This window comes from Burkholderia sp. LMU1-1-1.1 (genome assembly GCF_040675865.1).
Classification (GTDB): domain Bacteria; phylum Pseudomonadota; class Gammaproteobacteria; order Burkholderiales; family Burkholderiaceae_D; genus Rugamonas.
Genome location: NZ_JBEGHG010000016.1, coordinates 19939 through 32640, shown reverse-complemented (window position 1 = coordinate 32640; position 12702 = coordinate 19939). Strand labels below are relative to the sequence as shown.

Here is a 12702-nt window from a genome sequence, read left to right as displayed (position 1 = left end):
GCACCGCATGCTAGACTAGGCGGCATCGACCGGCCCGGGAAACCTGTTCATGAGCGCGCTTAGACACCTGTTGTTCGCCTGTTTGCCCCTGCTCGGCGCGGCGCAGTGCGCCACGGCCGCCGAGCGCCTGGCCGTCGGCGCGCGCTTCGACCTGATTTTCGAGCAGGGCGCCGACGGCCAATGGCAGGGCCTGGGCGTCGACGTGCTGCGCACCTTGGCCGCGCGCGCGGGCGACACGGTGCGCTTCGGTATCTATCCGTGGGCGCGCGCCCAAGCCATGGTGCAACGCGCCCAGGCCGACATCCTGATCGGCCCCTACAAATCGCCCGAACGGGACAAGCAGTTCGACTTCGTCGACCTGCCCTTCTACCGCGACCGCCTGGTCTTCTACGCGCGCAGCGGCGACAACCCGCCCTGGCACGGCGAGTTCGGCCCGCTCACCGCCACGCGCATCGCCGCCGTGCGTGGCTGGCACTACGGCGCCCGCTTCGATCAAGCCCGGCCCCGGCTGGACATCAGCGAGGTCAATCAACTGGAAAACGGCGTGCAAATGCTGATGCACGGCCGGGTCGCCCTGTTGGCGACCAATGAACGCAACAGCGCCGCGCTGATCGGCACGCTGCGCGCCAGCGGGCGCTTGGTCGCCCTGTGTCCCGCCATCGCGCAACTGGACGGCTATCTCGCCTTTCCGCGCGGCGCCGCGTTCGCGGCCGCGCGCAACCAGTACAACGCCCTGTTCACCGAAATGGTGCGCTCGGGCGAATTCGCCCGCCTGGCGGCCAGGCACGGCGTGCTCGCGCCGACGGGCATGGCCGGCGGCACCGCCGCCGCGTACAATAAACCCTGCCCCGCCGGTCCATCCAATCCGCTCTGACACGTTTTTCGATAAGACTAGCCCATCATGTTGACGCCACTCCTTCGCCTGTCGCCGCTACTGGGCCTGCTTGCTTTGCCGGCGTGCGCCGTCGCGGCCCCGCCGGCGCCGGCGCCGGTGGCGCACCCGGCCAAATTCGCGCCGATCCCGGTGCTGTCGATCTTCCGTCCGGTGCAGCCCAACGGCTCGGCCGACGACGCCCTGGCCAGCGGCCGGGTGGTGCCCGGCCAGTACCGCATGGCGGCGCCGGCCAGCAAGCGCTGGCGCATCGCCTTCCTGTTCCCCCACCTGAAAGACCCCTACTGGGGCGGCTGCGCCTACGGCGTCGTCAGCGAGGCCAAACGCCTGGGCGTGGCCGTCGACATCCTGCCGGCCCAGGGCTACAACGACCTGGCCGGCCAACTGCGCGAGATGGACCGGGCCATCGCCGAGAAATACGACGCCATCGTCCTGTCGCCGATCGGCATGACGGCCAACAACGCGTCGATCGCCAAGGCGCGCGCGGCGGGCATTCCGGTGATCGAGCTGGCCAACGACAGCCGCAGCGACGACCTGTCGCTCAAGGTCACCAGTTCGCTGCGCGGCATGGGCCTCGAGGCCACGCGCTGGGTGGTGCGCGACGCCCAGCGGCGCGGCCTGGCATCGATCAACATCGCGCTGCTGCCCGGCCCCATGGGCGCGGGCTGGGTCAAGGGCGAAGTCGACGGCACCCGCATAGCGGCGCAGGACGCGGCCATCCCGGTCAACATCCTCGACATCCGCTACGGCGACAGCGACTTCGCCGGCCAGCAGCGGCTGGCGGCCGAACTGCTGGCCAGGCACGGCGCGCGGCTCGACTACATCCTCGGCTGCACCGGCTGCGCGCCCGCCGCGGTCGAGCCGCTCAGGCAGGCCGGCTTGAGCGGCAAGGTCCGGCTGGTGGCCTACGACCTCACCGGCGAGATCGCGCGGCTGATCCGCAAGGGCGGGATCGAGGCGGCCGCCGACACCAAGGGCGTCAGCCAAACCAGGGTGGCCATCAACGCCGCCGTCAACCTGCTGGAACGGCGCGGCAAGGAGACGCCGCACACCATCCTGGTCGAACTGGGCATGGTCGACCGCCTCAACTTCGCCGCCTATCCGTTCGACACCTCGATCGCGCCCGAGGGCTACAAGACCGTGCTGTCCTACGATCCGGCGCACAAATAGGCGGCCGGCCGCGCACGGTTTTCTTGATGTTGGGCTCGCTTGAACTTTGCCGGCCACCGGCTATATTGTCAGCTATCGTCCGATCGCCCACAGGCCCTCCCGTTGCCATCATCAGGAGAACACCATGCCACTGCAGCACTACGGCGTCCTCAAGGGACGTCCAATCAATCGCCAGCTCGGTTCCAACCAAAATTCCCACTACCAGGTGCACGTCGTCGACGACACCACCGATTACCGGATCGCCATCAACGTCAAGTCGCAGCTGGCGCCGTCCGAGGTCGAGTACGTGGTCGATGCGCACTTCGACCATCCGCTGCTGCAGCACCTCGACGAGCTGCCGGTCGGCTGGTCGCCGCTGCCGTCCAGGCCGGCCAGCGCGGCGCTCGATTTCATCCGGGGCAACCTGTTCGATCCGCGCGAGATGGTGCCCCTGCCGCTGAGTATCAACGGCCCGGACAACGATCTCAACGACAAGATCGACCAGCACATCCAGCGCGCGATGAGCGACGAGAACGCGCTGCTGTACGCCTTCGGCGAGCGCTGGGGGCCGGAGCCCGGCAAGAAGGACAAGATCTTCGGTTTCCTGCCGGGTAACGGCGTGCACGACATCCACATGAACCAGGCCAACGCCGCCGACTTCAGGAAGGACGACGGCGTCTACCAGGACGGCGGGCTGCTGCTGCACTTTCCCGACCAGCGCCAGTGGGTCGCCATCTTCCTCAAGTTCCAGTCGCAGACCTGGCACAGCGACGACCAGACCGGCCACCGCATCGAGGGCGGCGTCAGCGGGCCGCCGGGCGACCGGCCCAACCCGCCCGACCCGTTCGGGCCGGGCGGCCTGCCGACACCCGAGGCGCCCGACGGCGCGCTGCGCATCGTCGCCGCGCTGGTCAATCCGGTGCGCTCGCCGGAGGTGGAAACCGTCACGCTGTTGAACCTGACGGCGCAGGACGTCGACCTGGCCGGCTGGAAGCTGCTCGACCGCGACAAGCACGCCATGCCGCTGTCGGGCACCATCAAGGCCGGCGAAACCCTGCGCGTGACCCTGGCGGCGCCGGTGGTGCTGCCCAACAAGGGCGGCATCATCACGCTGCTCAACGCCGACGGCCTGCGGGTCGACGGCGTCAGCTACACCAAGGCCGAGGCGTCCAATCCCGGCTACTCGCTGAAGTTCTGACCAGGGTGCGGAAACCCAGGAGGGCGCATGCGCGCACAACGCACCGAGGGCGACCTGCACGTGCAGGCGATCGCCGGCAGCCATGTCGTGATCTTCGGCTTCGACTGGCCGGCCGCGCGCGCCGGCGAGCTGCAGGGTTTCGCCCTGCACCGCACCGACCACGTCACCGGCCGCGCCGACTGGCTCGAAAGCCAGAAGCGCTATCTCTCCACCGACCCCGGCACCGCCACCGGCGTGCAGGTGTCGACGCGGCGCCATCCGCTGCAAACCTTCCAGTGGGCCGACTACACGGTGCGGCCGGACGTCGACTACACCTACCGCGCCGTCGCGCTGGGCGGCACGCCCGCCGCGCTGGAGCCGCTGGCCGAGGCGGCGGTCGCGGTGCGCACGATCACGCGCACCGCCTCCGGCCACGCGGTGCATTTCAACCGGGGCGCGGTGGCGGCGCAGGAATACGCGCGCCGCTTCAACAACCGCGCGCCGGAGGATGTGCCCAACGGCCAGGCCTTCGATTGGCTCGGCCGCGGACTGCCGGAATCGCTGCTGGCCTTCATCGCCCACGCGGGGGCCGGCGACGCGCTGCATGTGGCGATCTATGAGGCGCGGCACGCGCCGGTGCTGCAGGCGCTGCGCCAGGCGCGCGACCGGGGCGCCGAGGTGCGCCTGGTCTACGACGCCAAGCAAAACGGCGACGACGACAGCCCGGCCTTTCCGCGCGAGGACAACCGCGACCAGATCGACGCCGCGCAATTGACGGACGTGGCGATCGCGCGCGAGCAAAATCCCAGCTACATCGCGCACAACAAATTCCTGGTACTGTCGACAGGCGGGGCGCCGACGGCGGTGTGGAGCGGCTCGCTCAACTGGTCGCAGAACGGCTTCTTCGGCCAGCTCGACGCCGGGCACGAGGTGTGGGACGCAGGCGTGGCGCGGCAATTCCTGCGCTACTGGCGGTTGCTGGCGGCCGATCCCGGCGGCGCCGATCTGCGCGCGGCCATCGTCGCCGCCTTCCCCCTGCCGGCGCCATGGCCGGACGGCTGCACGCCCGTGTTCAGTCCGAGGCGGGAGCGCGACGCGCTGGACCGCTACATCGCCGAGATCGCCCCGGCCGACGCGGTGCTGCTGACGCTGGCGTTTTCCATCGACGGGCAGCTGGGAGAGGCGCTGACGCCGGAACACGCCGGCCTGCGCTACCTGCTGATGGACGGCTTGAAGGGCAACAAGACCCAGGTGGGCAAGCTCAAGCAAACCGTCCGGGAAATCCGCGCCACCGAGGCCGGCCGCGTGGCGATCGGCGCCTATCTGAGGACCAACGCGCTGGACCAGTTCCTGCTCGAGCGCAGCAACACGATGGCCAAGCACGTGCAGTTCGTCCACACCAAATTCATGCTGGTCGATCCGCTCGGCGCGCGCCCGCTGGTGATCACCGGCTCGGCCAACTTCAGCGTCGCCTCCAGCAAGCAAAACGACGAGAACATGCTGGTGATCGCCGGCGACCATGAAGTCGCCGACATCTATCTGGGAGAGTTCATGCGCTCGTACACCCATTACGCGTTCCGCGACGCCGTCAAGTCGGCGGCCCTGTCCGGCACGCCGTTCACCAGCAAGCCGTTGAACGAGGACTGCAGCTGGGCCGCGGACTATTTCGGCCCGGGCTTCAGGAGTCGGCAACGCCGGTATTTTTCCCGCAGCACCGTGTAACCACAACCGAAGGAGCCGCATCATGAGCGAATTGAGCACCACCCCGAGCACCAACCCGCACAACGCCAAATACCCGGAAATCATCACCGAAACGGAAACGGACGAACGCGTCGAAAGCACGGAAGAACAAAAACTGGTCTACGAGTCCGGCGCGCCAAGGGGGACCTCCGTCATCAAGAAGGTCACCGTCTCCAAGATCAAGATCCGCACCACCACGCCGTATCTGGGCACGGTGTGACGATCGCTGGCATCGGCTGAAAATGAACATCCGCCAAGGCTTTGCGCAGCCGATAGCGGCGGCGCTGCGCGACCACGGGATCGTCGTGGTCACCGCCGTGCGCGGCCTCGGCGCCCGCGCCACGGTGCGCGCGGCGCTTGCCGCCCTCCCCGGCGCAACGCCGTGGGAACTGGACGGCGACGGCCACACCCACGGCTATCTGGCCGGCTTCGAGCCGTTCATCCTGCGGCTGCTGGACGACGCGGCGGCCAACCGCCCCGCGCTGGTGGCCCGGCATGAACAAAGCCTCAAACGCGTCTGGCCATGGAGGCCTTGCCGGGCCTTCAAAACGCCGCGCGACTTGACCGGCACCGCGCCCCGCGAGGAGCGCACCCGGTTTTATCACTACGAGTATCAGAACAAGCTGTTGGTCGGCCTCGCCGAATTCGTCATCGACGCGATGGCCGCGTCGACCTTCGCGGTGACCCTAGTGATTGACAACGCCGAGCGCATGCCGCCCACCTCCAGGCACCTGCTGGACATCCTGCGGCGGCTGCCGGGCCTGGCGGGCACGCTGCGCTTCGTCCTGCTGGATCGCGGCACCGCGGAGCGCATCGACGACCTGCCTGCCATCGTCCTGCCGCCCCTGGCGCGGGCCGAATTCGAGCTGGCCGCCGCGACCGAAACCGGCCACCTCCCCGCCGCGCGGCGCGAAGCGGTGTACGTGCAATCGGGCGGCAATCCCTTGATCTGCAAGACCCTGGCGACCTGTCTGGGCAGCGATCTCGGCACGGCCGCCGCCCTCCCCGTGCCGGCGGTCGTCGATTTATATCTCGGCACGCTCGACGGCGCGCGGCGCGCGGCGCTGGCGGCCGACTTCGTCGCCGCCGGTGGCCGGGGCGATCCGATCGGCGAACGCAATGCCGCCGCCATGCCCGACGCCCCAATGGACGACCTGCATCACGCGCGCCATGCGGCGGCGCTGGAACGCCACCTGGCGGGCGCCGGTCCGCTGGTGCTGGTCCATGCGCTGGCGATCAGGGACCCCATGCGCCGCCTCGAGGCGCTGGTCGAACCGTGCGACATCCTGATGGGCATCGGCTTGTACGACACCTGGTTCGCGTTCTTCGCGGCGATGTTCCCGGCGCGTCCGCAGCGCCGCCAGGAAGCCGGCAACGACGCCGTCGATGGCCTTTTCATCAACGCCGCCTTCGTCCTCTACTCGATGGGCTACACCGCCGCCGCGTTGTCGTTCCTGAACGAGTTTCTCGACACCTCGCCGGACAGCCGCTTCGTCCCCACCGCCCTGTACGCGCAGTCGATGACGTACGGACGCTATCAGATCCCCGTCGACTTGCCGGCGGCCGAGGACTGCGCCGTGCGCAACCTGCGCCTCATTGACGAGAAATTTTCCGACCATCCGCGCCACACCTACATCAAGGTCTTCGCGGAAAACGCCTACGCCTACATCAAGGCGCGCCAGGGCAAGTTCGACGAGGCGCTGGCGCTGTGCGAACAAGGCATCACCGACATCGTGGAAAAATATGGCGGGGACCAGTTCCAGCTGCACCGCTCCATCCTGATCTACAACACCAGCCAGGTCTACGAACTGGTGAACGACACGGTCCGCGCCGAGCAGCGGCTGCGCGACGCCATCGCCTGCGACCCGTTCTACGCCGAGTACTACAACGACCTCGGCAATCTTCTGTCGCGGCTCGACGGCCGCGAGGAGGAGGCGCTGGCGGCCTACGCGAAGGCGATCGCGCTGTCGCCGCCGTACTACGAGGCGCACCTGAACCGTGGCATGCTGCGCGCGCAGCGCGGCGATCATGACGGCGCGCGCGCCGACTTCGAGCGCGCGCTGGCCATCAAGCCGTCGGAGTGGCGGGCGATGCGCGAACTGGGCAACCTGAGCCTGGCGGCGGGCGACGCGGCAGCGGCGTTGGCCAGCTACGACCTGGCCCTGCGCCACGAAGCGCGCGACGCCGACCTGCACGCCAACGCCGGACTGGCGGCGTCCGAGCTGGGCGACAGCGCGCGCGCCATCCGCCACGGACAGGCCGCCGTCGCCATCCATCCAAAACACGCCGCCGCCCACAACAATCTCGCCGCGGAATTCTCGGCGCTGGGGCGGCACGACGACGCGCTGCGCCACATCCGCCTGGCGATCGACTGCGACCCCGATCCGCAGTATCGCGAGAACGAGGCGGCCATCGCCGCAAGCTGGCTTACTTCGGCAACTTCGCCACCACCTTGATCTCGAACTGGAAGCCATACAGCCAGGTCACGCCCACCGCCGTCACCGTCGGATGCGGCGCCTCGCCCCAATACTCCGGCACCACCTCCCACACTTGTTCGAAGATCGCCTCCGGGTTCACCATGAAGACGGTGACATCGACCACGTCGTCGAAGCTGCAGCCGGCGGCGGCCAGGATCGCGTTCAGGTTGTCGAACGCGCGGCGCACCTGCGCTTTCAATTCCGGCTCCGGCGAGCCGTCCTCGCGGCTGCCGACCTGTCCGGACACGAACAGCAGGCCGTCGGCGCGCACCGCCGGCGAATAGCGGTTCTTTTCATACAGCGCCTGGCGGCCAGGCGGAAAAACCACGTCACGTGTTGCCATGTTCAACTCCTCAATGTTTTCTGAAGAATCCAGTCTAATAGCAATCAAACCGAAGATAAACGCCGAAAACAATCCATCACTGTTTGTATAATCCAAACAATTACTTGATCGGGAGGCGACATGGACAGGTTCGATGCGATGACGGCGTTCGTCCGGGTGGTGGAGACCGGCAGTTTCACCAGGGCGGCCGCGACGCTCGACATCAGCCGCACCAGCGCCACGCAACTGGTGCAGCAGCTCGAGGCGCGCCTGCGCGTCAAGCTGCTCAACCGCACCACGCGCAAGGTCAACGTGACGGCCGACGGCGCGGCGTATTACGAGCGCGTGGTCCGACTGCTTGCCGACCTCGACGATACCGAATCGGGCTTGTCCCAGGCGTCGGCCCAGCCCAAGGGCAAGCTCAAGGTCGACGTGCCCAGTCCGCTTGCGCGCATGATCCTGATGCCGGCGCTGCCGTCCTTTCACGCCCGCTATCCCGACCTGCAAATCGACATGGGCGTCAGCGACCGCACGATCGACCTGATCGGCGAGAGCGTCGATTGCGTGATACGCGGCGGCGAACTGCGCGACCTGTCGTTGAAGGCGCGCCATGTGGGCGACCTGCAACTGGGCCTGTATGCGGCGCCCGCCTACCTTGCGCGCAACGCCGCGCCCGCCCATCCGCGCGAGCTGGAACACGGCCCGCACCGTGTCGTCGGTTTTTTGTGGGGACGCACCGGCAAGACCTATCCGGTGCTGTTGCACCGCGACGACGAGACGCTCGCCATCGACGGCCAGTACGTGGTCGCCGTCGACGACGGCAACGCCTATCTGGCGGCCGGCCTGGCCGGCATGGGCGTGCTGTGGTTGCCGCGCTATATGGCCAAACCCCATGTGGCCAGCGGCGAACTGCTGCCGCTGCTGGAGGACTGGCGCCTGGCCCCCATGCCGCTGCACGTGGCGTATCCGCAGAACCGCTACGTCAGCACCAGGCTGCGCGTGTTCATCGACTGGGTGGCCGATCTGATGACCGAACACGCGCCCATCGACGGCCGATAAATCCCGATGAAAAGCCGATGGGAGCCTCCCGGATTGTGATAACGTTGTCGAACAAATTACAATTAAAGGAGACAGTATGCGCAACAGCATCACCCTGAAAAGTTGTATCGCCCTTTGCCTGGTCCTGGCCGGACCGTTCGCGCTGGCCGAGGCGCACCTGCCGGCGTCGGCACCGACGCCGGCCGTCGGCGACTCGTGGACCTACCAATACACCGACGTCTGGAAAGGCGTCAAAGGCAACGTCAACAAGATGGAGGTGACCGCCATCGACGACACCGGCGTGCATGTCGAGGTGCGCCGGGCGTCCAGCAACGCGCTGCTGACCAAGCAGCTCTTCAGCGCGGAAATGAATCCAGTCGACCGGGGCGCGATGCACTTCTCGCCGTCGTTCGCGCGCTTCGCGTTCCCGCTCACGCCCGGCAAGGAATGGAACACCGAGGTCGTCGGCGACAACCAGAAACTGGGCAAGCACTGGCGCTACACCATCAAAGGCAAAGTACTGGACTGGGAAAAAATCAAGGTGCCGGCGGGCGAATTCGATGCCATCAAGGTGGTGGTCGAGGCGCTCTATCGCGGCGACGCGACCAACAGCAACGGCGGCAACGGCCAGCTGACGGAAACGGTCTGGTTTGCGCCGGCGCTCAACAACTTCGTCAAGCTCGATTACCGCGACACCGACTGGCAGGGCCGCATCGCCAACCGCGACAGCTGGGAGCTGACCTCCTACGTCCGCGCCAAGTAGCGGCATGGGGACGCGCCGTGGCCACGCAGTCCCCGCCCTCGACGCCGGCCGATCCGCATAGCGACGGCCGCCTGCGCGCCCGTCCGGCGTTGCGGCCGCTGGCGCTGCTGGAGCGCGCGCCGCCACCACCACTGCCGCCCGGCCGCCACACGCTGGCCTTCGCCAACGGCCGCCACGCCGTCCTGCACGTGCCGGTGCCGGCCGACGGCGCGTCCACGCGCCCGCTGCAATTGATCGTGCTGCTGCACGGCGTGCGCCAGTTGCTCGGCGGCGCCGACGACAGCGCCGTCGCGCACGCGCAGCGGCATGGCGCGCTGCTGCTGGTACCGCGTTCATTGACCGACAGCTGGGACGTGATACGCGGCGGCTACGGTCCCGACCTGGCCTTCCTCGACCGCGTGCTGGCGTGGACCATGCGGCGCTACAGCGTCGATCCGGACGCGCTGGTCATCGGCGGCTTTTCCGACGGCGCGTCCTACGCGCTGTCGGTGGGCTTGATGAACGGGGATTTGTTCAGCGATATCGTGGCGTTTTCGCCCGGCTTCATGAAACCGATGCGGCGCGTCGGGCGGCCGCGGGTGTTCGTCGCCCACGGCGCCGGCGACGACGTGCTACCGGTCGAGCGGGGACGCGCCATCGCGACGCAACTGGCGCGCGAGCACTACGAGGTCCGGTACGAGGAATTCGACGGCGCCCACGTGGTGCCGGCACCGATCGCGCGCGAGGCGCTGCGCCGGATCGCCGGGCGCTGAACGCTTGGAGAAACAGCCACCCCGCACCCCGGACGCCGGGTCGCCCCTATTTGCCGCCGTGCGGGCCGAGGGTGGCCGCGGCTTCCCCCAACATCGGCAGCAAACTCGCCCACACCAGCTCCGGCGCCATTTGCACCATGCAGTTCTGATGCCCGAGGGGGCACTCGCGCTGCTTGCACGGCGAACAATCGAGCCGCAGCGAGATCGACGCCGCCATGTCCGAGAACGGCGGCGCGTGATCGGGATCGGTCGGGCCGTACAGCGCCACCACCGGCCGGTTCAGCGCCGAGGCGATATGCAGCAGGCCCGAATCGTTGGCCACCACCGCCGACGCGCGCGCGATCAGCGCGATCGCCTCGGCCAGGCTGGTGGCGCCGGCCAGGTTGAACACGGCCGCGCCGGCGGGCATGGCGGCGGCCACCTCGGCGCACGCCTCCTTGTCCTTCGGCGAACCGAGCAAAGCGATCTGCGTGGTCGGGTCGTTGGCCAGGATGGCCTGCCCCAGCCCGGCGAAATGGCGCGCCGGCCAGCGCTTGGCGCCGCCGAATTCGGCGCCCGGCGCGAACGCCACCAGCGGCCGCGCCGGATCGATGCCGGTGCGCGCGCAGACGGCGGCGATTTGCGCGGCGCTCGCCACCAGCCGCGGACGCGGCAGCGCGGCGCGGAACGCCGCGCCCTGGACCGCACCCTGCGCCAGCGGCGCGCCGGCCAGCGCCGCGTAAAACGCCACCATCGGGCGCGGCGGCGTCTCGTCGCGGTGCATGACGTTGATCAGGCCGTGCCGGCTCTCGCCCTTGTAGCCGACCCGCCGCTTGATGCCGGCCAGCCACGGGATCAGCGCATATTTAATGGTGTTGGGCAGCACGTAGGCCTGGTCGTAGCCGCGCCGGCGCAGCAGCCGCGCGTACTTCCAGCGCTCGCGCAGCTGCAGCGCGCCGTGGCGGAACGGCGTCTCCAGCACCTCGTCGACCTCGGCCATCTGCCGCCACACCGGCGACACCGCCGGCGGCGCCAGCACATCGATCGGCATGTCCGGGTGGGCCGCGCGCAGCAATTGCAGCAAGGGCTGCGCCATCACCGCGTCGCCGATCCAGTTGGGAGAGATGACGAGGATGCGCGGCGCGCTCATGGCGCCGTCCGCGCGGGCGGGGACATCGGCCTGCCGTCCAGGCAGAAGCCGATCAGCACGAACAGCATCAGCGCGTAGAACATGGCGGCGCGCACCGACCAGAAGATCACCTCCGTCAGGCCGAAGCTGAAGTAGCAGAGCGTGAGCAGCATGCCGGCCAGCGCCGGCGCGGCCAGGCCGGGATGGCGCATCTGCCGCAGGAAGAACAGGAATGGCACGACCAGCGTGGCCAGCCAGGCCAGCAAGCCGATGACGCCGCCGTAGACCAGTTGCTGAATGATATCGTTATGGAAGTGCTCGAACTCCAGCACGAACGGCCGGCTCTGGCCGGTCTCGACCATGTGCTCGAGCTGCCGCCTGACGTCGCGCTCGCTGGCGCCCGTCAGCGGATTGCGCTCGATCACGTGCAAGGCCGTGCGCCACAGCTCGATCCGCACGCCGACGTTGGTGTAGCGCTGCTCGCCGTCCACATACTGGCGCACGTCGCTGATGCCCTGGTCGAGGCGGTCGCGCGCGCCCGTCTGCGGAATGAAATAGGTGCTCACCAGCAGGCCCAATCCCACCAGCGCCAGGCCCTTGCGCAGGCGTCCGCGCAGCACGTGGCCGTAGCGCACCAGCAGCAACAGCGAGAACACGATGGCGACCCAGCCGCCGCGCGTGCCGGTGGCGACCGAGCCGAGCAGGCCGGCCAGCGCGCCCAGGCCGGGCCAGACGGCGGCGCGGCCGGCGAAATCGAGCGTGCCGGCCAGGCACAGCAGCCCCATGCACAACATCAGGTCGCCGAAGGTGATGGCGTTGATCAGGCCGCCCGGGCGCTCGAGCCCCAGGCCCCAGCGCTGGTAGGCGATGAACGCGGCGCCGGCGAACGCGCCGGCGATCAGTCCCCACCACAGCGCCTTGCGGCTGGGGCGGCACACCAGCACGGTCAGCATGGCGCTGGCCGCGAGCAGCATGCGCAACGGTTTTTCCAGGTTGCGGGTACGGCCGTCCGGACCGGCGACGGCCACCGCCGCCAGCAACAGGAAGATACCGAAAGCTATCAGTACCCCCCGGATCTCCGTAACATGAGGTAACAAAGCTGGCGTCGCCCGCCGCCAGTGGTAGAGTGCCACGATCAAAAACCCGACGCTGCACAAGCCCACGCCGAAGTTGGTGATCAAGACCAGAAAAGGCAAACAAAAGACCAGGCTGTGGATAAAGACAGTGCCGACGGTGAACTTGGTTAAGGTATTATTCATTCATTTTTAGATATTATTACTACAG

General features: G+C 68.3%; 12 protein-coding genes. 9 read left to right on the top strand and 3 right to left on the bottom strand.

The genetic code is table 11. The features are described from left to right. Positions 1 to 49 precede the first annotated feature (49 nt). The 6 genes from MRBLMU1_RS15865 (at position 50) to MRBLMU1_RS15840 (ending at position 7414) form a co-directional block, all read left to right on the top strand. A complete protein-coding gene (locus MRBLMU1_RS15865; RefSeq protein WP_363503011.1) occupies positions 50 to 874 on the top strand; it encodes a substrate-binding periplasmic protein in 825 nt (274 codons plus the stop codon). A 27-nt stretch (positions 875 to 901) separates the two neighbouring features. Then, a complete protein-coding gene (gene torT, locus MRBLMU1_RS15860; RefSeq protein WP_363503009.1) occupies positions 902 to 2062 on the top strand; it encodes a TMAO reductase system periplasmic protein TorT in 1161 nt (386 codons plus the stop codon). Between the two features lie 124 nt (positions 2063 to 2186). Further along, complete coding sequence (locus MRBLMU1_RS15855; protein ID WP_363503007.1) at positions 2187 to 3239, top strand: DUF2278 family protein; 1053 nt, start codon at positions 2187 to 2189, stop codon at positions 3237 to 3239. A 27-nt stretch (positions 3240 to 3266) separates the two neighbouring features. After that, on the top strand, positions 3267 to 4940 hold the full coding sequence (locus MRBLMU1_RS15850) for a phospholipase D-like domain-containing protein (protein ID WP_363503005.1): 1674 nt from the start codon (positions 3267 to 3269) through the stop codon (positions 4938 to 4940). 22 nt (positions 4941 to 4962) lie between these two features. Beyond that, positions 4963 to 5178 carry a hypothetical protein gene (locus MRBLMU1_RS15845; RefSeq protein ID WP_315214063.1) on the top strand — a complete coding sequence of 72 codons (216 nt, stop codon included), beginning with the start codon at positions 4963 to 4965 and terminating at the stop codon, positions 5176 to 5178. A gap of 22 nt (positions 5179 to 5200) precedes the next feature. Then, entirely contained in the window at positions 5201 to 7414 is a 2214-nt protein-coding gene (locus MRBLMU1_RS15840; RefSeq protein WP_363503003.1) for a tetratricopeptide repeat protein, read from the top strand. Here MRBLMU1_RS15840 and MRBLMU1_RS15835 read toward each other — a convergent pair. Continuing rightward, the gene (locus tag MRBLMU1_RS15835; RefSeq protein ID WP_363503001.1) at positions 7386 to 7778 is read right to left on the bottom strand and encodes a RidA family protein; all 393 of its coding nucleotides are present in this window, start codon (positions 7776 to 7778) and stop codon (positions 7386 to 7388) included. The two genes, MRBLMU1_RS15840 and MRBLMU1_RS15835, sit on opposite strands and share 29 nt — an antisense overlap. A gap of 120 nt (positions 7779 to 7898) precedes the next feature. Between MRBLMU1_RS15835 and MRBLMU1_RS15830 the strand changes: the two genes are divergently transcribed. The 3 genes from MRBLMU1_RS15830 (at position 7899) to MRBLMU1_RS15820 (ending at position 10310) form a co-directional block, all read left to right on the top strand. After that, the gene (locus tag MRBLMU1_RS15830) at positions 7899 to 8816 is read left to right on the top strand and encodes a LysR family transcriptional regulator (RefSeq protein WP_363502999.1); all 918 of its coding nucleotides are present in this window, start codon (positions 7899 to 7901) and stop codon (positions 8814 to 8816) included. 76 nt (positions 8817 to 8892) lie between these two features. After that, on the top strand, positions 8893 to 9558 hold the full coding sequence (locus tag MRBLMU1_RS15825) for a hypothetical protein (RefSeq protein WP_363502997.1): 666 nt from the start codon (positions 8893 to 8895) through the stop codon (positions 9556 to 9558). A 17-nt stretch (positions 9559 to 9575) separates the two neighbouring features. Then, positions 9576 to 10310, top strand: coding sequence for an alpha/beta hydrolase (locus tag MRBLMU1_RS15820; RefSeq protein WP_363502995.1), 735 nt, complete (start codon positions 9576 to 9578; stop codon positions 10308 to 10310). Positions 10311 to 10356: 46 nt separating this feature from the next. On the opposite strand, the gene waaF is transcribed toward MRBLMU1_RS15820, so the two are convergent. Continuing rightward, a complete protein-coding gene (waaF, locus tag MRBLMU1_RS15815; RefSeq protein WP_363502993.1) occupies positions 10357 to 11439 on the bottom strand; it encodes a lipopolysaccharide heptosyltransferase II in 1083 nt (360 codons plus the stop codon). Further along, a complete protein-coding gene (locus MRBLMU1_RS15810) occupies positions 11436 to 12677 on the bottom strand; it encodes an O-antigen ligase family protein (protein ID WP_363502991.1) in 1242 nt (413 codons plus the stop codon). Before MRBLMU1_RS15810 ends, waaF begins: the two co-directional genes overlap by 4 nt. Positions 12678 to 12702 lie beyond the last annotated feature (25 nt).

Bases quoted from the DNA above. Each gene is read 5' to 3' on its own strand.
- MRBLMU1_RS15865 (WP_363503011.1), top strand. From the start codon at position 50: ATGAGCGCGCTTAGACACCTGTTGTTCGCCTGTTTGCCCCTGCTCGGC.
- torT (WP_363503009.1), top strand. From the start codon at position 902: ATGTTGACGCCACTCCTTCGCCTGTCGCCGCTACTGGGCCTGCTTGCT.
- MRBLMU1_RS15855 (WP_363503007.1), top strand. From the start codon at position 2,187: ATGCCACTGCAGCACTACGGCGTCCTCAAGGGACGTCCAATCAATCGC.
- MRBLMU1_RS15850 (WP_363503005.1), top strand. From the start codon at position 3,267: ATGCGCGCACAACGCACCGAGGGCGACCTGCACGTGCAGGCGATCGCC.
- MRBLMU1_RS15845 (WP_315214063.1), top strand. From the start codon at position 4,963: ATGAGCGAATTGAGCACCACCCCGAGCACCAACCCGCACAACGCCAAA.
- MRBLMU1_RS15840 (WP_363503003.1), top strand. From the start codon at position 5,201: ATGAACATCCGCCAAGGCTTTGCGCAGCCGATAGCGGCGGCGCTGCGC.
- MRBLMU1_RS15835 (WP_363503001.1), bottom strand. From the start codon at position 7,778: ATGGCAACACGTGACGTGGTTTTTCCGCCTGGCCGCCAGGCGCTGTAT.
- MRBLMU1_RS15830 (WP_363502999.1), top strand. From the start codon at position 7,899: ATGGACAGGTTCGATGCGATGACGGCGTTCGTCCGGGTGGTGGAGACC.
- MRBLMU1_RS15825 (WP_363502997.1), top strand. From the start codon at position 8,893: ATGCGCAACAGCATCACCCTGAAAAGTTGTATCGCCCTTTGCCTGGTC.
- waaF (WP_363502993.1), bottom strand. From the start codon at position 11,439: ATGAGCGCGCCGCGCATCCTCGTCATCTCTCCCAACTGGATCGGCGAC.
- MRBLMU1_RS15810 (WP_363502991.1), bottom strand. From the start codon at position 12,677: ATGAATAATACCTTAACCAAGTTCACCGTCGGCACTGTCTTTATCCAC.